The sequence below is a fragment of the Pseudolabrys sp. genome (assembly GCF_035943735.1).
In the GTDB taxonomy this organism is placed as follows: domain Bacteria; phylum Pseudomonadota; class Alphaproteobacteria; order Rhizobiales; family Xanthobacteraceae; genus Pseudolabrys.
In genome coordinates this window covers 122,271-143,432 of record NZ_DASZBV010000022.1, presented here as the reverse complement: position 1 = coordinate 143,432, position 21,162 = coordinate 122,271, and the positions used below count along the sequence as shown (strand labels likewise).

18 protein-coding genes are annotated in these 21,162 nt (G+C 66.0%); 2 read left to right on the top strand and 16 right to left on the bottom strand.

Translation table 11 applies throughout. The annotated features are described in order from the left end of the window. Positions 1-2: 2 nt before the first annotated feature. Entirely contained in the window at positions 3-1,700 is a 1,698-nt protein-coding gene (locus VGV41_RS17600; RefSeq protein WP_326865263.1) for a glutamine--tRNA ligase/YqeY domain fusion protein, read from the bottom strand. 131 nt (positions 1,701-1,831) lie between these two features. On the opposite strand from VGV41_RS17600, the gene gltX reads away from it, so the two are divergent. Both gltX and gltA read left to right on the top strand, forming a co-directional pair. Then, a complete protein-coding gene (gltX, locus tag VGV41_RS17595) occupies positions 1,832-3,262 on the top strand; it encodes a glutamate--tRNA ligase (protein WP_326865262.1) in 1,431 nt (476 codons plus the stop codon). A gap of 188 nt (positions 3,263-3,450) precedes the next feature. Then, positions 3,451-4,761 (top strand): citrate synthase, encoded by a 1,311-nt coding sequence (gene gltA, locus VGV41_RS17590; protein WP_326865261.1) that lies wholly within the window; start codon positions 3,451-3,453, stop codon positions 4,759-4,761. An 80-nt stretch (positions 4,762-4,841) separates the two neighbouring features. On the opposite strand, the gene VGV41_RS17585 is transcribed toward gltA, so the two are convergent. The 15 genes from VGV41_RS17585 to VGV41_RS17515 form a co-directional block, all read right to left on the bottom strand. Continuing rightward, the gene (locus VGV41_RS17585) at positions 4,842-5,888 is read right to left on the bottom strand and encodes a beta-ketoacyl-ACP synthase III (RefSeq protein WP_326865259.1); all 1,047 of its coding nucleotides are present in this window, start codon (positions 5,886-5,888) and stop codon (positions 4,842-4,844) included. Positions 5,889-5,989: 101 nt separating this feature from the next. Then, the gene (lpxB, locus tag VGV41_RS17580; RefSeq protein ID WP_326865258.1) at positions 5,990-7,150 is read right to left on the bottom strand and encodes a lipid-A-disaccharide synthase; all 1,161 of its coding nucleotides are present in this window, start codon (positions 7,148-7,150) and stop codon (positions 5,990-5,992) included. Further along, positions 7,147-8,010 (bottom strand): LpxI family protein, encoded by an 864-nt coding sequence (locus tag VGV41_RS17575; protein ID WP_326865257.1) that lies wholly within the window; start codon positions 8,008-8,010, stop codon positions 7,147-7,149. Before VGV41_RS17575 ends, lpxB begins: the two co-directional genes overlap by 4 nt. Next, complete coding sequence (lpxA, locus tag VGV41_RS17570; protein WP_326865256.1) at positions 8,007-8,822, bottom strand: acyl-ACP--UDP-N-acetylglucosamine O-acyltransferase; 816 nt, start codon at positions 8,820-8,822, stop codon at positions 8,007-8,009. The genes VGV41_RS17575 and lpxA overlap by 4 nt, the downstream gene beginning before the upstream one ends. Further along, the gene (fabZ, locus tag VGV41_RS17565; protein WP_326865377.1) at positions 8,819-9,274 is read right to left on the bottom strand and encodes a 3-hydroxyacyl-ACP dehydratase FabZ; all 456 of its coding nucleotides are present in this window, start codon (positions 9,272-9,274) and stop codon (positions 8,819-8,821) included. Before fabZ ends, lpxA begins: the two co-directional genes overlap by 4 nt. A 2-nt stretch (positions 9,275-9,276) precedes the next feature. Continuing rightward, positions 9,277-10,338, bottom strand: coding sequence for a UDP-3-O-(3-hydroxymyristoyl)glucosamine N-acyltransferase (gene lpxD / locus VGV41_RS17560; RefSeq protein WP_326865255.1), 1,062 nt, complete (start codon positions 10,336-10,338; stop codon positions 9,277-9,279). Positions 10,339-10,372: 34 nt separating this feature from the next. Continuing rightward, positions 10,373-12,847, bottom strand: a complete 2,475-nt coding sequence (gene bamA, locus VGV41_RS17555) for an outer membrane protein assembly factor BamA (RefSeq protein ID WP_326865254.1) — start codon at positions 12,845-12,847, stop codon at positions 10,373-10,375. Positions 12,848-13,006: 159 nt separating this feature from the next. Then, a complete protein-coding gene (rseP, locus tag VGV41_RS17550; RefSeq protein ID WP_326865253.1) occupies positions 13,007-14,155 on the bottom strand; it encodes an RIP metalloprotease RseP in 1,149 nt (382 codons plus the stop codon). Positions 14,156-14,202: 47 nt separating this feature from the next. Next, positions 14,203-15,444 carry a 1-deoxy-D-xylulose-5-phosphate reductoisomerase gene (gene dxr / locus VGV41_RS17545; protein ID WP_326865251.1) on the bottom strand — a complete coding sequence of 414 codons (1,242 nt, stop codon included), beginning with the start codon at positions 15,442-15,444 and terminating at the stop codon, positions 14,203-14,205. Further along, a complete protein-coding gene (locus tag VGV41_RS17540) occupies positions 15,438-16,301 on the bottom strand; it encodes a phosphatidate cytidylyltransferase (RefSeq protein ID WP_326865250.1) in 864 nt (287 codons plus the stop codon). The genes dxr and VGV41_RS17540 overlap by 7 nt, the downstream gene beginning before the upstream one ends. A gap of 4 nt (positions 16,302-16,305) precedes the next feature. Continuing rightward, complete coding sequence (locus VGV41_RS17535; protein ID WP_326865249.1) at positions 16,306-17,061, bottom strand: isoprenyl transferase; 756 nt, start codon at positions 17,059-17,061, stop codon at positions 16,306-16,308. Between the two features lie 12 nt (positions 17,062-17,073). Continuing rightward, a complete protein-coding gene (gene frr, locus VGV41_RS17530; protein WP_326865248.1) occupies positions 17,074-17,637 on the bottom strand; it encodes a ribosome recycling factor in 564 nt (187 codons plus the stop codon). Between the two features lie 77 nt (positions 17,638-17,714). After that, positions 17,715-18,428 (bottom strand): UMP kinase, encoded by a 714-nt coding sequence (gene pyrH, locus VGV41_RS17525; RefSeq protein ID WP_326865247.1) that lies wholly within the window; start codon positions 18,426-18,428, stop codon positions 17,715-17,717. Positions 18,429-18,461: 33 nt separating this feature from the next. After that, positions 18,462-19,385, bottom strand: a complete 924-nt coding sequence (gene tsf / locus VGV41_RS17520) for a translation elongation factor Ts (RefSeq protein WP_326865246.1) — start codon at positions 19,383-19,385, stop codon at positions 18,462-18,464. A gap of 122 nt (positions 19,386-19,507) precedes the next feature. Next, a complete protein-coding gene (locus tag VGV41_RS17515; protein ID WP_326865245.1) occupies positions 19,508-20,506 on the bottom strand; it encodes a 30S ribosomal protein S2 in 999 nt (332 codons plus the stop codon). Positions 20,507-21,162: the final 656 nt, after the last annotated feature.

Below are 21,162 nucleotides of genomic sequence, written 5' to 3'. Positions count from 1 at the left end.
CTCTATTTGGCGACTTCCTTGGCGAAAGAGTCGCGCAAACCCACGGTGCGGTTGAACACGAGCTTGCCGGCGGCGCTGTCGCGGTCGAGGCAGAAATAGCCCTGCCGCTCGAACTGGATCGGCACGCCGAGTGCAGCATCCTTGAGCGACGGCTCCAGCTTCGCGTCCGCCAATACCTCGAGCGAGTTCGGGTTGAGGTCGGCGACGAAGTCCTCGCCGCCGCGCGGATCGGGTTTGGCGAACAGCGGATTGTAGACCCGCACCTCGGCGGAGACGGCGTCCTTCGCCGACACCCAGTGGATCGTCGCCTTGACCTTGCGGCCGTCCGGGGCATTGCCGCCTCTCGTCGCGGGATCGTAGGTGCAGCGCAATTCGATCACGTTGCCGGCCGCGTCCTTCACCACCTCCTTGCAGGTGATGAAGTAGGCGTAACGAAAGCGCACCTCGGTGCCGGGAGATAGCCGGAAGAACTTCTTCGGCGGATTCTCCATGAAGTCGTCCTGCTCGATATAGAGCTCACGGCGGAACTTGATCTTGCGCGTGCCCGCGGTCGCATCGTCGGGATGATTGACCGCTTCGAGCTCCTCGCTCTGCCCCTCCGGATAGTTCTCGATCACCACCTTCAACGGCTTCAATACCGCCATGCGCCGCTGCGCCGTCTTGTTGAGCACCTCGCGGATAGCAAACTCGAACATGCCGGCATCGACCACGCTGTTCGCCTTGGCGACGCCAATGCGCTTGACGAATTCGCGCAGCGCCTCCGCCGGCACGCCGCGCCGGCGCAAGCCAGCGAGCGTCGGCATACGCGGGTCGTCCCAACCGGAGACGTGCTTGTCGGTGACCAGCCTCGTGAGCACCCGCTTCGACAGCACCGTGTAGGTGAGGTTGAGCCGCGCGAACTCGTACTGGTGCGGCGTCGACGGCACCTTCAGGTTGGCGATGAACCAGTCGTAGAGCGGCCGGTGATCCTCGAACTCGAGCGTGCAGATCGAATGGGTGATGTGCTCGATCGCGTCCGACTGGCCGTGCGCATAGTCGTAGCTCGGATAGATCTTCCACTGCGTGCCGGTGCGCGGATGATTGGCATGCAGGATACGGTACATCACAGGATCGCGCAGGTTGATATTGCCGGACGCCATGTCGATCTTGGCGCGCAGCACGCGCGCGCCGTTCGGAAATTCGCCGGCGCGCATGCGGCGGAAAAGGTCGAGGTTCTCCTCGACCGATCGGTCGCGGAACGGCGAGTTCTTGCCCGGCTCGGTCAGCGTGCCGCGGTTGACCCGCATCTCTTCCGGCGTCTGGTCATCGACATAAGCCTTGCCGGCGCGGATCAGGTCCTCGGCCCAGGCATAGAGTCGCTCGAAGTAATCGGACGCGTGATAGAGGTGCTCGCCCCACTTGAAGCCGAGCCATTCGACGTCGTGCTTGATGGCATCGATATATTCCTGCTCTTCCCTGACCGGATTGGTGTCGTCGAAGCGCAGATGGCAGCGCCCGCCGAACTCCTGCGCGATGCCGAAGTTGAGGCAGATGGATTTGGCGTGGCCGATGTGCAGATAACCGTTCGGCTCGGGCGGGAAACGGGTGACCACTCCCTCGATGCGACCGGCGTCGAGATCGGCCTTAACGATGTCGCGGATGAAATCGCGGCCCGCCTCAATGGCGCCCGCATTCCCGCTTGCCTTGACGTCGGTGGCCATGCTTCTCGATACCCTTGAAATCCATCAGTCGCGGCCGCGGCCGCCCGGCGGCCTATGCCATGTCGGGACGATCCGCTCAATGTCAACCGCGCTGACAATATCCCGGCAACCGTGCTAGACGCCGCCCCAAGATGACCGTCGTCACCCGCTTCGCGCCCTCTCCCACCGGCTTCCTCCACATCGGCGGCGGCCGCACCGCGCTGTTCAATTGGCTCTATGCGCGCCGCCACGGCGGCAAGATGCTGCTGCGCATCGAGGACACCGACCGCGAGCGCTCCACCAAGGCGGCGATCGACGCCATCATCGACGGGCTGGAATGGCTCGGCCTCGAATGGGACGGCGACGTCGTCTACCAGTTTTCCCGCGCCGCCCGCCATCGCGAGATCGCCGAGCAGCTGCTGGCCGAGGGCAAGGCCTATCACTGCTATGCCTCGCCAGAGGAACTGCAGGCCATGCGCGAGGCCGCCCGCAAGGAGGGTCGGTCCAAGCTCTACAACGGACTATGGCGCGACCGCGACCCGTCCGAGGCGCCCGCCGGCGTCAAGCCGGTGATCCGGCTCAGGGCACCGCAGACCGGCGAGACCGTGATCGAGGACCAGGTCCAGGGCCGCGTCGTCTGGCAGAACGCGGACCTCGACGACCTCGTGCTGCTGCGGTCGGACGGCACGCCAACCTACATGCTGGCCGTGGTGGTCGACGACCACGACATGGCCGTGACGCACATTATCCGCGGTGACGACCACCTCACCAATGGCGCGCGCCAGAAGCACATCTACGACGCGCTCGGCTGGGACGTCCCGGCGATGGCGCATATCCCGCTCATCCACGGGCCGGACGGGTCCAAGCTGTCGAAGCGGCACGGCGCGCTCGGCGTCGACGCCTACCGCGCCATGGGCTACCTGCCGACCGCCATGCGAAACTATCTCGTACGTCTCGGCTGGTCGCACGGCGACCAGGAGATCTTCACCGAAGCGGAAATGGTCGCAGCCTTCGACCTCGCCCATATCGGTCGCTCGCCGGCGCGCTTCGACTTCGCCAAGCTCGAGAACCTCAACGGCCATTACATCCGCGCTACGACCGACCCCGATCTGCTCGCCGCGCTGGAGACGGTGCTGCCCCACATTGCGGGTGGCGACGCGCTTGCGGCGCGGCTCTCGCCGGTGCTGCGCGAAACGCTCATTGCCGCCATGCCGGGGCTGAAGGAGCGCGCCAAGACTTTGGTCGAACTGTTCGAGGCCTCCCGCTTCCTGTGGGCCGACCGGCCGTTGCCGATGACCGAACCGGCCGCTGCCCTGCTGACCGCCGAGGCCCGAGCCACGATCGGCAGCCTGCTGCCGGAACTCGACGCGGTAGCCGACTGGACCGCATCGGCCATCGAAGCGGTTGTGCGGGGCTTTGCCGAGCGATCCGGGCAGAAACTCGGCTCCATTGCCCAGCCGCTGCGCGCCGCTTTGACCGGCAAGACCACGTCGCCGCCAATTTTCGACGTGCTGGCGGTGCTCGGCCGCGACGAAAGTATCGCCCGCCTGCGCGATCAGGTCGCAGCCGCCGCCGCGACGTAATTTACGCGGGCGAAACGCCTGGCATGCCTATATCGCGGGCATAGCAATGCGGTGCGCGATCTTGCAGCGCACAGTGGGATGGGCTACGCAAACAGCGGCCGGAACCGAGACACGCCCGACCCCGGCGCGCCCCGCTCCTTCCGGTGCCTTTCCCACGCACCGCTCGTTGCCAATGTGAGGGCTCGACCATGGACGCCAAAACCGACGCCAAAAAGAAGACCAGCACGATAGCGGTCGGCAATAATAATTGGGACTTCCCCGTCTACAGCGGCACGGTCGGCCCCGACGTCATCGACATCTCCAAGCTCTACGGCGAGAGCGGGATGTTCACGTACGACCCCGGCTTCACCTCGACGGCGAGCTGCGAGTCCAAGATCACCTACATCGACGGCGATGAAGGGATCCTGATGTACCGCGGCTATCCGATCGAGCAACTCGCCGAACACGGCGATTTCCTCGAGACCTGCTACCTGCTGCTGTACGGCGAGTTGCCGACGCCGTCGCAGAAGGCCGATTTCGACTACCGCGTCACGCGCCACACGATGGTGCACGAGCAGATGAGCCGCTTCTTCCAGGGCTTCCGCCGCGACGCGCATCCGATGGCGGTGATGACCGGCTGCGTCGGCGCGCTGTCGGCCTTCTATCACGACTCGACCGACATCTCCGATCCGCACCAGCGCATGGTCGCCTCGATCCGCATGATCGCCAAGGTGCCGACGCTCGCCGCGATGGCCTACAAGTATTCGGTCGGTCAGCCATTCGTCTATCCGCAGAACAAGCTCGATTACGCCTCGAACTTCCTCAACATGTGCTTCGCGGTGCCGTCGGAGGACTACAAGCCGAACCCGGTGCTGGCGCGCGCGATGGATCGCATCTTCATCCTGCACGCCGACCACGAGCAGAATGCCTCGACCTCGACGGTGCGGCTCGCCGGCTCGTCGGGCGCCAATCCGTTCGCCTGTATCGCTGCCGGCTGCGCCTGCCTCTGGGGCCCGGCGCATGGCGGCGCCAACGAGGCTGCGCTCAACATGCTGCGCGAGATCGGCTCGGTCGACCGCATCCCCGAGTTCATCAAGCGCGCCAAGGACAAGAACGACCCCTATCGCCTGATGGGCTTCGGTCACCGCGTCTACAAGAACTACGATCCGCGCGCCAAGATCATGCAGAAGACCTGCCATGAGGTCCTCGCCGAGCTCGGCATCAAGGACGATCCGCTGCTCGACGTCGCGATGGAGCTCGAGAAGATCGCGCTGCACGACGACTACTTCGTCGAGAAGAAGCTCTATCCGAACATCGACTTCTATTCGGGCATCACGCTCAAGGCGATGGGCTTCCCGACCACGATGTTCACGGTGCTCTTCGCGGTCGCCCGCACGGTCGGCTGGATCGCGCAGTGGAAGGAGATGATCGAGGACCCGAAGCAGAAGATCGGCCGTCCGCGTCAGCTCTACACCGGCGCCACCCGCCGCGACTACGTGCCGATCTCGCGCCGCAAGTAAGCGGCGCAAGGCGACGAATAACAAAGGGCGGCCTTTCGGGCCGCCCTATTTGTTTCTGGTAGTGGTCGTCGCGAGCGCGGTCAGCCGTGCCCGTTGGCGCCGTGTCCATTGAGCTTTGCCGCCTTCGCGCCGTCATAGGCCCACTGCACGTAGAGGCCGGCCCAGGTGAAGCCGCCACCGAAGGCCGCCAGCACCATCTTGTTGCCGGGCTTCAGTTTCGACTCGTAGTCCCAGAGGCAGAGGGGGATCGTCGCATTGGTGGTGTTGCCGTATTTGTGGATCGTCACCATCACGCGATCCATCGGCATGCCCATGCGCTCGGCGGTCGACTCGATGATGCGCTTGTTCGCCTGGTGCGGCACCAGCCAGTCGATCATGTCGCCGCGCAGGTTGTTGCGCGCCATGATCTCGCCGGACACCTCAGCCATCTTGGCGATGGCGAATTTATAAACCGCAGCGCCTTCCTGGTGCACGTAGTGCAGCCGCGCCGCGATCGTGTCCGCCGTCGGCGGCAGCCGCGAGCCGCCGGCCTTCTGATGCAGATGGATCATGCCGGAGCCGTCGGAGCGGATCAGCGAATCCATGATGCCGTAGCCGTTGGCATCGGGCTCGAGCAGCACCGCGCCGGCGCCGTCGCCGAATAGCACGCAGGTCGCGCGGTCGGTGTAGTCGATGATCGACGACATCTTGTCGGCGCCGACCACCACCACTTTTCGCGCGGTACCGGCGGCGATGAACTGCGCGCCGACGGTCAGCGAATAGAGAAAGCCGGAGCAGGCCGCCTGCACATCGAAGGAGCCGACATTGCGGATGCCGACCATGTCGCAGATGAGATTGGCGGTCGAGGGAAACTGCAAATCGGGCGTCGTCGTCGCGCAGATTAGAAGGTCGACGTCCTCGGGCCGCGTGTGCGTCTTGGCGAGCAGGCCGCGCACCGCTTCAGCCGCCATGTGCGAGGTGCCGAGCCCCTCGCCCTTGAGCACATGACGTTCCTTGATGCCGGTGCGTTCGGTGATCCACGCGTCCGTGGTGTCGACGAGCTGCGCCAGATCCGCATTTGTCAGCAGATCCGGCGGCAGGTAGCCGTGCACGGCAGTGATGGCGGCACGCGGTGACGGAAGAGTCAAAGGCGGAAGTCCCGTTGGAAGAATGACATAAGCCCGTTCGCAGCGCCGGAGCAAGGTACTATCGGGACGGTAGTCCGGTCATCTCCTCGCGCGTAGATTGGTTAAATCCGCCGGCATGCGCCCAGAACGAGCGCTGCCACGCGCGCGGCGGGACTGGCCTGGCCGATCCCCATCACATGGTCCAGCCGCGCCAGCGCCGCCGTCTGCGCCCGCCGCTGCGGCGTGTCGGACAGAAGCGGCGTCAGCGCCGCGGCGAGCTTACGGGCCGTGCAGTCGCGCTGCAGGAACTCGGGGATCACCTTCTCGCCGAGCACGAGATTAGCGAGGATGGCGGTGTCGGCCTTGACCAGCAGCCGCGCGATCAGTTCCTCCATCAGCGGCACCTTGTAGGCGGCGACCATCGGCACGCCGGCGACCGCAAGCTCCAGCGTCGACGTGCCCGACTTTGTCAGCGCGGCGCGCGCTGCGCGAAATGCGGCGTCCTTCTCGGCGGCGTCGGTGACGACCCGCGCAGGCACGCGCCAGGACGCTACCGCTTCGCGCACCAGCGCGGCGAGCCGCGGCACCGCCGGCACGACGACCTCGAGCGGGCCCGATTGCACGCTCACCTGCGCGACCGCGTCGCCGAAGACGCCGGCCATCCGGTGCACCTCGCCGGAACGGCTGCCCGGCAGCACCAGGACGAGCGGCGGATCGGCAAGCCTGCGCTGCGCTTCGTCGCCGTTCGGGCGCAGGCGCGCGACCTGCTCCGACAACGGATGGCCGACGAAGTCGGTGGGCGGTCCACCGAGCCGCCGCATTGCTTCGGGTTCGAACGGCAAAAGCGCTAATACCCGATCGACATAACCGCGCATCGCGCGTGCGCGTCCCGGCCGCCACGCCCACACCGACGGACAGACGTAATCGACGATTGGGATCGACGGCGCGCGCGCGCGCACGCGCTTGGCCACCCGATGCGTAAACTCCGGGCTGTCGATGATCACAAGAACATCGGGTTTCGCCGCGATGACCGCGTCGGCCGCTTCGCGGATGCGGCGCAGAATCAACGGCAGTCGCGCGGGAATCGCGGCGAAGCCCATGATTGCCAGATCGCCGAGCGGGAACGGGCTCACAACGCCCATTTCGGCCATGTGCGCGCCGCCGACGCCCGAAATGCGCACCTGCCCTTGCGTCGCCTCTTTCAGCGCTCCGATCAGGGCCGCGCCGAGCCGGTCGCCCGATTCCTCGCCGGCGACCAGAAAGACGTGCGCCGCCGCGCTCATGCGGCCGGTCCGCCGACACCGATGACGAACAGTCCGGCGCGATCGGCGGCGTCAGCCAAGGCGGCCGGATCGGCCACGACGGTTTCGCCGGCTATCACGGCCACGCCGGCAAGGCCCGCGCCCGCCGCCGCCTCGACCGTCTTCGGTCCGATCGACGGCAGATCAAAGCGGCGATCCTGCTGCGGCTTCGGGGCCTTCACCAGCACGCCCTTCGGCGCGGGAATGCGCCCTTCGGCGCGCAACGCGGCGACGCGCGCCAGCATGCCGTCGGTGCCTTCCGCCGCTTCGACCGCGACAATGTGCCGGTTCACGACCACGGCCGCCTGCCCGATGTCGAAGCGGCCGGCCGTAGCCAGATAATCGAGCGCGAGCGCGATATCGGCCTCATCGCCGGCCGACGGCCGCAGGCGACCGAGCGCACCGCGCGGTGCGAGGATCTCCGGGGCCACCTCATGCGCGCCGCGCAATGTGAAGCCCTGCTGCTCGACCAGCTTGGCCACGTTCGACAACAGATGATTGTCGCCGCCCCGATACGCGGCCACGATGCGTGGAAGCATCTTCAGTGTCGTCCAGTCGGGCCATCTCGACCACAAAGACGGCCGTACCAACGATCCGATCAGCACAATTTCGCGGCAGCCTTGTGCGCGCGCGATGCGCATCACTCTGCCGAACTGGCCGACATGAATCCAGTGATGCTCGCGCCCGGCAAAGTCCTTTGGATCGGCGGCGTCGCGCAGCGGAAACAGCAGCACGCGCCGACCGCGCGCCGAGACGTGATCGGCAACCGCCAGCGGCAGACTGCCGCCGCCGCAGACCAACGCCAGCGGTCCTTCCGCGACCGTTGGCGGCGCGGCGCTCATGCGTCGTCGTCCGTCCCGCCGCGCTTGATGGCCATGGTCAGCGGCCGTTTCCCGGCGCGGATGAAGTCGACGATCTTCATGATCAGCGCTTCGCCGGCGAAGTCGGCGGCGACCTGCTCGAGGCGCGCACGGAATTCACCCGCGCCGAAGAACAGTGCTTGATAGGCATCGCGCACGCGGTGGATATCCGCCTTCGACAGGCCGCCGCGGCGCATGCCGACAACGTTGAGGCCAACGAGGTTCGCCAGCGGCCCGTGCGCCATACCGTAGGGAATGATGTCGGCGCGGATCCCGGAGAGGCCGACCAGCATCGCGCCCTCGCCGATGCGCACGAACTGCCGCACCGCGACGCCGCCACCGAACACGACGTTGTCGCCGACCGTGACGTGACCGCCGAGCACGGCATTATTGGCGAAGGTGACCTTGTTGCCGACGGTACAGTCGTGCGCGACGTGCGAGTTGACCATGAATATGCAGCCGTCACCTACCCGCGTAATGCCGCGGTCGGCGACCGTGCCGGTGTTCATGGTCACGTGCTCGCGGATGTCGTTGTCGGCGCCGATGACGAGCTTCGTCGGCTCGCCCCGATAGCTCACCGACTGCGGCGGCGTGCCGAGCGAGACGAAGGGTTGGATCTTGTTGCGCGGGCCAATGGTGGTGTGGCCGGCGATGTTGACGTGCGAGACCAGCACGCAGCCGTCGCCGATCGATACATGCGGCCCGATGGTGCAGAACGGACCGATGACGACGTCGCTGCCGATTTGCGTACCGGCGGCGACGCGCGCCGAAGAATCGATGCTGGCTTCGCTCATCGGTCGGAAATCATGGCGCCGACTTCGGCCTCGGCGACGATCTGGCCGTTCACCTTTGCCTCGCCGCGGAACCACCACATCGTGCGGCGGCGTTGGATGCGGTTCATGTGATATTCGATGGTGTCGCCGGGCAAAACGGGCTTGCGAAACTTGGCCTTGTCGATGGTCAGGAAGAACACCGATTTCGGCGTCGAACCGGACGCGATGATGCACATGACGCCGGCGGTCTGCGCCATGCCCTCTATCATCAGAACGCCGGGAAACACCGGATTTTCCGGGAAATGGCCCTGGAAGTGGGGCTCGTTAATCGTAACGTTCTTGATGCCGATGCCGTGCTCGTCGCCTCTGATGTCGATCACGCGGTCGACGAGCAGAAAGGGATAGCGATGCGGCAGCATCGCCATCACCCTGGCGATGTCGGCAGCCTCAAGTGTCGTCACCGGCGCATCCATCGTCACGCTTCGTCCTTGCCCGACCTGGCGTCACCCATGCGCTGCGCCATCTGCTCCAGCAGCCTCATCTCGCGGAACCACAGCTTGACCGGCTTGGCCGGCGTGCCGCCCCAGCGTGCACCGGCCGGAACGTCACCGTGCACGACGCTCACGCCGGCGATCTGCGCGCCCTCGCCGATCGTAACTTGGTTGTTCACACCCGAACGGGCGCCGAGCACCACGAAATCCTCGAGCGTCGCGGACCCGGAGATACCCGTTTGCGCGACGATGATGCAATGGCGCCCGATCGTCACATTGTGGCCAATCTGCACGAGATTGTCGATCTTGCTGCCCTCGCCGATCACCGTGTCCCGCAGCGCTCCGCGGTCGATCGTGGTTCCCGCGCCAATCTCGACCTCGTCCTGGATGATGACGCGGCCGATCTGCGGCACCTTCATGTGGGCGGTGCCGCTCATCACGTAGCCGAAGCCATCCTGCCCGATCTTGCAACCGGGATGGATCACGACATGGTCGCCGATGAGGGCGTGGGTGACCGTCGTGCCGGAACCGATGGCGCAGTCGCGGCCGATGCGCACCTCGGCGCCGATCACCGCATTGGCGCCGATGAGCGTGCCGCTGCCGATCTCTGCATGCGGCCCGATGACGGCGCCGGGTTCGACGGTCACGTCGAGTTCGAGCCGCGCGCTCGTGTCGACATGCGCTCCCTCGAGTGATCCTGCGGCGGCGAGCGACGACGGTCGCAAGGCCTGCGGGAACATCTCGCGCGCTGCAACGACGAAGGCGCGGTACGGCGCCTTCACGATCAGCGGCACAGTGTCCGCCGGGAGATTGGCGGCGAGCGCCTCGGTGGTCAGACAGGCGCCGGCGCGGGTGGCTCGCGCGGCCGCGGCGTGCATCCGACTGTCGAGGAACACGAGGTCGCCGGGTGAAGCGCGATCGAGGGTCGCGATGCCGGAGACGCGCCGGGAATCGGCGCCCTTCACCGGCGCTGCGGCGCCGGTGACAGTCGCGATCTCAGCAAGCGTGAGACCGCGCGAGTGCCGCAGGAAGACCGGCTCGCTCATCACCCCAGGCGTCTCGGCCGCGCTTCGGCCACGATCAGAACTTGGTGCCGCCGCTGAAGCGGAAGAACTGGGTGTTGTCGCACACCTGATTGCCCGCCAGACCGGTCTGGCAGTACTTCGTGATCGGATAGGCGAAGTCGAAGCGCAGCGGTCCAAGCGGCGAATCCCACAACAGACCGATACCGGCCGACGAGCGGACGTCACTGAAGCTGTCGAGGCCGACCTGCACGGTTTCACCGGTCTGATCCCAGGTCGTCGGGCCCTTGTAGCCCCACACCGAACCGGCATCGACAAACGCGGCGAGCTTGATACCGATTTCTTTCGGCAGGAAGTACAGCGGCGTCTGCGCCTCAAGGCTGGCGCCCCAGTACATCGACCCGCCGAGCGAATCGTTGGTCGTGCCGCTGGTCAGGTCGCGCGGACCGATGCCCGACGGCGCGAAGCCGCGGACGAGATTTGGGCCCATCTGGAAGTGATCCAGCATGCGCAGCTGCTGGCCGCCCCAGGAAGCGATGTGGCCGCCCTGAACCTTCAGCACGCTGACGACGTCCGGGAAGACTTCGTAGTAGTTGCGGACCTCGGCTTGGGTACGGATGAAGTCCACGTCGCCGCCGACGCCGGCGAAGTCGTTCTTCAACTCGGCATAGAGGCCGCTGGTCGGCATCTTGACGTTGTCGAGCGTGTTGTAGCTCAGCGTGTAGCCGACCATCGACACGGTCACCGGGCCGTTCGCCAGTTCGCGACGAACCGGCAGCGAAGCTTCGCCGTCGGAGTAGCAGGGGTCGCCAGGCTGCACACCCGTTCCAATGCCGGCGCGGTAGTTCACCGCCGCGGTCGAGTCCTTACAGTTGTTGTACTGGTCCGGCAGCGTGATTTCCTGCCGGTAGATCGAATAGCGCGGCTGGAACGCGATTTCCTCGGTCAGACCGAGACCCAGGCGCAGGTTCGTGCCGTAGGTGCTGGTGTTGTACGACACGTAGCTGTTCTGCAGATTCTGCCGCGCGAACAGATCGATGCCGCCGGCCATGCGGTAGCCGAACAGGTACGGCTCGACGAACGACAGATCGACGCCGCGCGAATACTGGCCGTAGCTCACCGACGCCTTGGCGTACTGGCCGCGTCCCATCAGGTTGCGGTCGGCGATGCTCACTTCGGAGATGAAGCCGTCGGCGGTCGAGTAGCCGCCTGCGATGGAGAACTCGCCGGTCGGCTTTTCTTCGACATTCACGTCGATGATGACGCGGTCGGGCGCCGAGCCCGGCTCGTTGGTGATCTTGACGGTCTTGAAGAAGTCGAGGTTCTTGAGCCGGCGTTCGGCGCGATCGATCAGCGCGCGATTGTACGCGTCGCCCTCGCCGATATCGAATTCGCGGCGGATGACGTAATCGCGCGTGCGCACGTTGCCGTGGATGTTGATGCGCTCGATGTAGGCGCGCTGCCCCTCGTCGACGACGAAGGTCAGGTTGATCCTGCGCGCGGCGGTATTGCGGTCGCCGCGCGGATGCACGTTGGCGAAGGCGTAGCCGCGGCGCGCCGCCTCGATGGTCATCGCCTCGACGCTCTTCTGCACGAGGTCGGCGTTGTAGACGCTACCGGGGCTGAGCTTAACCTTGCTGCGCACGACGGACGGGCTGATCGCTCGCACGTTCGACACCACGTCGACGGTGCCGACATGGTATTGCGGACCTTCGTCGATGGTGAAGGTGATGACGAAGCCCTTCTTCGCCGGGTCGTACTCGCCGACCGCCGAGACGACGCGCACGTCCGCGTAGCCGTGCTGCAGGTAGAAGCGGCGCAGCAGGTCGCGATCGGCCTCGACGCGATCCGGATCATAGATGTCGGTCGTCTGCAGGAAGCTCAGCCAGTTGCTGACGCTCGTCTTGATGACCTCTTTGAGGCGGCTGTACGAGAAGGCGTGGGCGCCGACGAACCGGATCTCCTTGACCCCCGTCTTCGCTCCTTCCTTGATCTCGAAGACCAGGTTCACCCGGTTGTTCGGCAGCTCGATGATCTGCGGGTTGACCGAGACGTCGAAGCGACCGCTGCGGTGATAGATGTCGATGATACGCTGCACGTCGGCCTGCACGGTCGGCTTCGACAGCGTACCGCGCGGTTTCGACTGCACTTCGGCCTTGAGCTGCTCGTCCTTGGCCTTCTTGTTGCCCTCGAAGGCGACCTGATTGATCACAGGATTTTCGGCCACCACGATCACGATGTGACCGCCCGCGTGGCTGATGTGCACGTCGGAAAACAGGCCGGTGGCGTAGAGGGCCTTCAGGCCCTCGTCGATCTCGGCCGGACCGAGCTGGCCATTGGCACCGGGATGGAAATAGGAGCGCACGGTCGACGCTTCGACGCGCCGATTTCCCTGCACTTCGATGGAGTTAACGGACTGTGCGGCCGCAACGCCGGCACCTGCAATGCTAACGCCGACGGCACCAAAAAAAATGCCGCTGAGGAGTACGCCGCCGAGCGCAAGCCCCCTAAAAAACCGCACACAAAGTCCCATGCGCTACGCGCCCTCTCGATCCTTGCGGCCGCCCCCACTGCGGATTCGGCAGACTCCCGGGCAGGCTTGCGGACTTTGTACAGCGTTTTGGCGGCGCTGCAAACGAAAGTGCCCGCCCGACTTTCCCTTTCCCCTCAAAAAGTTGCCGCGCGGCAACGCTTACGAGGTGGCCAGGCGCAGAATGTCATTAAAGGTTGCGAAAATCATCAACATGACAACGATCGCCAGCCCGATGCGGAAGCCGATTTCCTGGGACCGCTCGGACAGAGGCCGGCCGCGGGCCGCCTCGATTCCATAGAACAAAAGGTGACCTCCATCGAGCAGGGGAATCGGGAACAGGTTCAGGAGGCCGATGGAGACCGACAGCACGGCGGTCAGGTGCATGAGGGCGACGAAGCCGACCGTGGCCACCTCCCCCGATACCTGCGCGATGCGGATCGGGCCGCCGAGTTGGTCGGCCGATTCACGCCCCGCGAACACGCCACCGATGTAGGACAGCGTGCGGTCGACGATGAACCAGGTTTCCTTGGCGCCTTCGGCCACGGCGGACGCGGGTCCGAACTTCTGGGTCTTAACGTCGCCCGGATGCATCGAGCGGGTGATGCCGAGCACGCCGAGCCGATGCACGTTGCCGAAGTTATCCTTCAACTCGCGCAGCTGCGGGGTGGCGGTCAGCGTCACCTGCTTGCCGCCACGGTCGACCACGATCTTCAGGGGCTCGCCGGCGCTGACGCTGACGATACGCTGCATGTCGGAAAAGCTGTCGATCTTGCCACCGTCGATCGATAGGACCATGTCGCCCGGCTGGAAGCCCGCCGCCTGGGCGGCGCTGTTGGGCTGCACCGTATCGACGCGCGCGCTGGTGATCTGGCGGCCGACGGTCGTGAAGATTATGGCGAAGATGGCGATGGCCAGGATGAAATTGGCGATCGGACCGGCGGCGACCACGGCCGCCCGCGAGCCGACCGGCTGGTAGACGAAGCTGACCTTCTTCTCCTCGTCGTTCATGGCCGCGGCGGCCGCGCGGTCTGGCACGCTGGCGCCGTTCTCGTCGCCGAAGAACTTGACGAAGCCGCCGAGCGGGATCGCCGAAAGCTTCCAGCGGGTGCCGTAACGGTCGTTGAAACCGACGATCTCGGGGCCGAAGCCGATCGAGAAGGCCTGTACCTTCACGCCGCACCAGCGGGCGACGAGAAAGTGGCCAAGCTCATGAAAAAACACGACAATCGTGAGGACGAACAGGAACGGGACGATGTAGCCCGCGACGCCGTGGCCGAATGCGCCCAAGCTGGTCAACACGTGATCCATAGCGTCCTCACAGGCCTATAAGCCGCCGCAACATTATCAAAAGGTTACTAGGATGCCTTTACGGCAATTTCGGGCAAGAGGCTCCGGGCCAACTGTCGTGAATCATGGTCAACGCCGAGGGCGGCCTCGATACTGTCCGGCTCGGCCAGGAGGCCGCGGCCGGCCGCCGCGTCCAGCGTCGCCTCGACCAAGGCCGGGATGGCCATGAACGGGATGCGGCCGGCGATGAACTCGGCGACTGCCACCTCGTCGGCAGCATTGAGCACGGTCGGCGCTGCCCCACCCGCCTCCATGGCCTGCCGGGCCAGGCCGAGAGCCGGGAAGCGGTCGAGGTCCGGATCCTCAAAGGTCAGCTGACGCACCTTGGCGAGGTCGAGGCGCGGCGACGGACCGTCGATGCGCGCCGGCCAGGCGAGACAGTGCGCGATCGGGATACGCATGTCGGGCGCACCGAGCTGCGCGACGACGGAGCCGTCGCGATATTCGACCATGCCGTGCACCACCGACTGCGGGTGCACGAGCACATCGATTTCGGCGGACGGTAGCTGGAACAGGTGATGCGCCTCGATCAGTTCGAGACCCTTGTTCATCAGGGTCGCGGAATCGATCGTGACCTTCGGTCCCATCGACCAGTTCGGATGCTTGAGCGCCTGCTCCGGGCTCGCGGCGCGGATCTGCTCCATGCTCCAGGTGCGGAACGGACCGCCGGAGGCGGTCAAGATGATGCGGCGTACGCCCTCGCGGGGGCCGGAATGCAGCGCCTGGAAAATGGCGTTGTGCTCGGAGTCGACCGGCAGCACGGTGGCACCGCTCGCGGCGGCGCGGCGCATGAAAAGCCCGCCGGCGCAGACGAGGCACTCCTTGTTGGCGAGCGCGACCGTCATGCCCTTCTCGATGGCCGCGAGCGTCGGCTTGAGCCCGATGGCGCCGGCGATCGACGCCATGATCCAGTCGGCCGGCCGTGTCGCCGCCTCGACCAACGCGTCCTCACCCGCCGCCACTTCGATGCCGCTGCCGGCGAGTGCGTCTTTCAATTCCGCATAGGCTGACGGCGCCGACACGACGGCGACGCGCGCGCCGACTTCCTGCGCCACCCGCGCGAGCGCCGGCACGTTGCGTCCGGCCGCGACCGCCTCGACTCGGTAGCGATCGCGGTTGCGCTTGATCAGATCGACGGTGCTGGTGCCGATCGATCCGGTCGCGCCGAGGATGGTGATGCTGCGCATGCCGGCCGCGGGCACCGGGGCGTGCCCCGGCACAACGTTTCTGGCGTGTCGTACGTTCACCATATCAGGAGACCCAGTGCCGCGTTGTGAAGACCGCCGCGCGCCAGCCCGACCAGGCAGGCGACCAAGGCCGCGGCCCAGAAGCCGTCGAGCCGGTCCATGACGCCGCCATGCCCGGGGATCAAGTGGCTGGCATCCTTGGCGCCGAAGTGGCGCTTGATCCAGGATTCGAGCAGATCGCCGAGCTGCGCCACGACCGACAAGAGCAGGCCAAGAACCGCGAAAACCTGCCGGTTTGCGCCGAAGAGATGCGCAATGGCTACCGCGGCCGCCATCGCGCCGACCGCGCCGCCGAACGCGCCCGACCAGGTCTTCTTCGGACTGACCGATGGGCAGAGCAAAGGACCGCCGATCGCGCGTCCGACGAAATAGGCGACGATGTCGGTCGCCCACACCACGGCGAACAACAAAACGATGGCGAGGAAGCCGTAATCGGGATCGATGCGCAGCAGAAGCGGCGACAACAGCATCATCCCGGAATAGCCGATGCCGGCGACGATCCAAACGCGACGACCGCGCTGGGCGAAGATCAAAGCCGCGATGCCGCCAAGAACGATCAGCAATCCCGCGGCGATCGGTCGATCGCGAAACTCCACCAGCGCGGCAACAGCGAGCGCCGAGCCACTGGCGGAAAACATCAATTTGTGGCCGGGGCCGGCGACGAGATGGATCCACTCCCACAGCACGAGGAGCGCCGCGATCAGCCAGAACACCGCGAACGGCCAGCTGCCGAGCCAGGCGGCGCCAACCGCGATGGGCGCCAGGATCATTGCGGACACCGCGCGCAGCGCCAGGTTGCTCATCGCCGGCGCCGCCGGAGCGGGCGGGTCGGAGACGGGCTGCGATGCGCTGTCACGCACCGGGTCAGGATCCGGTCTTGGCGACGAGCCCGCCGAAACGGCGTTCGCGCTGCTGGTATTCGCGGATCGCCGCCTCGAGCGTACCGCGATCGAAGTCCGGCCAGTAGGTCGGCACGAACACGAGCTCGCTGTAGGCCGATTGCCAGAGCAGGAAATTGGACAGGCGCTGCTCACCGCTCGTGCGGATGATGAGATCGGGATCCGGCAGATCGGGCGCGTCGAGGAACCGCGCGAGGCGGTCGGTGTCGATGTCGGACGGCGACAGCGCGCCGGCGGCCACTTGCTCGGCGAGCCGCCTGGCCGCGCGCACGATCTCCTGCCGCGCGCCGTAATTGAAGGCGACGACAAGGGTCAGCCCGTCATTGTCGCGCGTCAGTTCCTCGGCGTCGTTGAGCAGCCGCCCGATCTCGGGGTCGAGTCCCTCCCGCTCGCCGATGATGCGCACGCGCACGTTCGATTTGTGCAAATCCGCGAGATCGTTGCGGATGAAGCGGCGCAACAGGCCCATCAGCTCGCCGATCTCGCTCGCCGGCCGCGCCCAGTTCTCGGCGCTGAAGGAGAAGATGGTGACGATCTGGATGCCGATGTCGGAAGCCGCGCGGACGGTGCGCCGCACCGCCTCGACGCCGCGGCGATGGCCCTCGACCCGCGGCAGGCCGCGCGCCGCAGCCCACCGCCCGTTGCCGTCCATGATGATGGCAACGTGTCGGGGCACCGGCATGGCCGGCATCGCGTCGGATGGGACCTTGACCTCGGTCATCGGACATTCACCTCAGACGGTGAGGATCTCCTTTTCCTTGGCCGACAGCAGATGGTCGATCTCGGCGATGCCGGCATCGGTCGCCTTCTGAACTTCGGCCGAGTGACGATCGTGGTCGTCCTTGCTGATGGCGTGATCTTTCTCCAATTTCTTGATCAGGTCCATGGCGTCGCGACGGACATGGCGCACGGCGACGCGCGCGGTCTCGGCGTATTTGTGCGCGATCTTGACGAGTTCCTTGCGCCGCTCTTCGTTGAGCTCGGGAATGCGCAGACGGATGGTCTGGCCTTCGGTCGCCGGCGACAGGCCGAGGTTGGAATCGACGATTGCCTTCTCCACCGCCTTCACCAGCGAGCGGTCCCACACATTGACCGAGATCAGGCGCGGCTCCGGCACTGTGACGCTGGCGCACTGGATGAGCGGCATCTGATTGCCATAGGCCTCGACCATCACCGGATCGAGGAGATGCGCCGAGGCGCGGCCGGTGCGCAGGCCGGACAATTCGGTCTTCAGCGCGGCGCTGGCGCCCTGCATGCGGCGCTTGATGTCGTTGATGTCGTAGGTTGGGTTGGCCATACAAAACCCCAGAGGTGCAACGTGTCGTTCAAGTCGCGCCGGACCTACCGGCGCCGCTTTCAAATTGCGCCGACGCGTCAGGCGACGACGGTGGCGCGGCCCTTGCCGCGCAGCACAGCTTCGACCGCGCCTTTGTCCGCGATCGAAAACACGATGATAGGCATACGGTTTTCACGGGCAAGCGCGAAGGCGGCGCCGTCCATGACCCGCAGGTCCTTCTCGATCGCTTCCTGGTGCGTCAGCCGCTCGTAGCGTTTCGCTTGTCGATCCTTCTTCGGATCGGCGGTGTAGACGCCGTCGACATTGGTCGCCTTCAGCACCGCCTGCGCGTCGAGCTCGGCCGCGCGCAGAACCGCGGTCGTGTCGGTGGTGAAGAACGGATTGCCGGTGCCGGCGGCGAGCAGCACCACCCTGCCCTTGCCCAGATTCTTCATCGCCCGCTTGCGATTGTATTGCTCGCAGACCGCAGGCATCGCCAGCGCCGAGAGCGTGCGCGCCTCGTGGCCGGCGCGTTCGATAGCCGCCTCGAGCACCAGACAGTTCATCACCGTGGCGAGCATGCCCATCGTGTCGCCGACCGGACGCGGCACGCCGCGCTCGGAGACCTCGACGCCGCGGAAGATGTTGCCGCCGCCGACGACGACGCCGAGCTCGACGCCCAGCTTCGTGGTCGCGACGAGGTCGGCGGCGAGCCGCTCGACCGTTGCCTGATCGATGCCGAAATCGCCGTCGCCGCAGAGGGCTTCGCCGGACAACTTGACGATCACGCGGCGGTAAAGCGGATCAGCCATGGTGCGCGAAGTCCCTCGCTTGGCGGCGACTGTTCAGCTCTGGCCGGCCGCGGCCGCCACCTCGGCGGCAAAGTCGCTGTCCTGCTTCTCGATGCCTTCACCGAGCGCGAAGCGGACGAAGCCGGTCACCTTGATGGCGCCGCCGACCTTGCCCTCGGCTTCCTTGAGCGCCTGCGCAACCGTCTTGGCCGAATCGTGCACGTAGGCCTGCTCGAGCAGGCAGACCTCCTTGTAGAAGGTCTTCAGGCCTGAATCGACGATCTTCTCGATGACGTTCTCGGGTTTCCCCTGCTGACGGAATTTGTCGGCCAGGACGTCCTTCTCGCGCTTGACCAGGTCGGGGTCGAGGCCCGCGGCTTCGACCGCCTGCGGGTTGGTCGCGGCGACGTGCATCGCAACCATGCGGCCGAGCGTGGCGAGTTCGTCGGTCTTGCCCGGCGACTCCAGTGCCACCAGGACGCCGATCTTGCCGAGGCCCTCGGTGACCGAGTTGTGCACGTACATGCCGACCGCGCCCTTGCTCACGCTGAGAGTCGCGGCCCGGCGCAGAGTCATGTTCTCGCCGACCTTGGCGATGGTGTCATTGATCGCGTCGGCGATGGTGATAGAGCCGACCTTGGCAGCCTTGATCGCCTCGACGTCGCTGCCGACACCGAGCGCGACGTCGGCGATCATGGCGACGAGGCCCTGGAACAGGTCGTTGCGGGCGACGAAGTCGGTCTCCGAGTTGACCTCGACAACGACGCCCTTGGTGCCGGCCACCTCGACGCCGATGAGGCCTTCGGCGGCGACGCGGCCGGCCTTCTTGGCAGCCTTGGAGAGTCCCTTCTTGCGCAGCCAGTCCTGCGCCGCGGTCATGTCGCCGCCGGTCTCGTTGAGGGCCGCCTTGCAATCCATCATGCCGGCGCCGGTCGACTCGCGCAGCTCCTTGACCATCTGGGCGGAGATATTTGCCATGTCACAATCCTCGAAATGGAATCGCGGCCGGGCTCGTTCCCGGCCACTCACGCCGCAACGCAGCGGCGCTTCGTATAGAATGGGCGCCCGGCGATCCGTCGGGCGCCCGCGCGATTTCGCGCTTACTCGGCAGTCAGCTCTTTGGCCTTGGCGACCCAGCTGGCGACGCGGGCGGGAAGACCGACCTCTTCGCCGACATTGTGCGCGGCCTTTTCGTTGAGCTCGGCGATCTGCGAGTAGTGGAAGATGCCGAGATCGTTGAGCTGCTTCTCGACGGTGCCGGAGACGCCAGGCAGCTTCTTCAGGTCGTCGGCGACGCCGCGCGGCCCGGGAAGCTGCTCGAAGCCGAGATCGCCGGACGGCTGCGTCGGGATCTCTTCGGCAACGGTCGGCTTCTCCTGCGCACCGAGATCGATGCCGGCGTCACCCTGTGCCCGCGAGATGCCGTCGATGGCGGCGCGGGCGACGAGGTCGCAGTACATCGAGACGGCGCGGCTGGCGTCGTCATTGCCCGGCACGACGTAGGTGATGCCGGCCGGATCGCAGTTGGTGTCGACCACCGCCGCCACCGGAATGTTGAGGCGCCGCGCCTCCTTGATGGCGATGTCTTCCTTGTTGGTGTCGATCACGAAGATCAGGTCGGGAATGCCGCCCATGTCCTTGATGCCGCCGAGCGAGCGGTCGAGCTTGTCGCGCTCGCGCTGCATCGTCAGGCGCTCTTTCTTCGTGTAGCCGCCAGCGTCGCCGGAGGCGAGCATCTCGTCGAGCTTGCGCAGGCGCGAGATCGAGCCGGAGATGGTCTTCCAGTTGGTCAGCGTGCCGCCGAGCCAGCGCGAATTGACATAATATTGGGCGCAACGCTTGGCAGCGTCGGCGATCTGATCCTGTGCCTGGCGCTTGGTGCCGACGAAGAGAATGCGGCCGCCCTTTGCGACGGTGTCGCTGACCGCCTGCAGCGCCTGGTGCAGCATCGGCACGGTCTGCGCGAGGTCGACGATGTGGATGTTGTTGCGGGTGCCGAAGATGTATTGCCCCATCTTCGGGTTCCAGCGGTGGGCCTGATGGCCGAAGTGCACGCCAGCTTCCAACAGCTGACGCATCGAAAAGTCAGGAAGTGCCATAGATCTTCTCCGGTTGGTCCGCCGCGGACGGTTGTGAGCGCTTGTTTTCGTTGGGGAAAACGAGGCCACCGGATGGCGAGGCAACCCATTGTCGGGGCCGCAGCCGAACGTCCGCGTGAGTGATGCCGGGCTTATATAGGCGGTTTCCGGAGGAAGCAAGGCGGGACAGGGGGTTAAGGTCGACGCCGCGCGCTCGTTTGCTACGCGCCAGACGTGACTCATCGGCCCTGTCCTTTGACGGCGCGGGCGCGCCGGTGTCCCTTTTTCCTCCCCTCCGAAGAGGGAATGGAGCGCACCCCGATCTCGGGTTCACCCGAGATCGGCATTCACGTGCGCAAGTCGGCTAAACCCGACTTGCGATGGCGCCAGAGGGCTTGCGAGGCCCCCTTTGGACCGCCCTTGCGATCGGGCAGCCCGCGCGCCCGATATCGAGAGCGGGTTTGCGAGGCCTGCTCCCGGGCGCGCGCACCGCAACTGCGGCAGGTTTGCGAGGCCCACCGCCCGGGTGCTGCGCCTCCCGGCGCTCCACCGCTGACACCGCATGAGCGGCCTCAGCGACAGCGGCCGTTGTCGGGCCGTCGGTCCGTCGGCGACGCGGCGTGCCTCATGAGAGCGCACCGGGCAGCCAGCGCGGCACAGACAATATTCTAACAGCA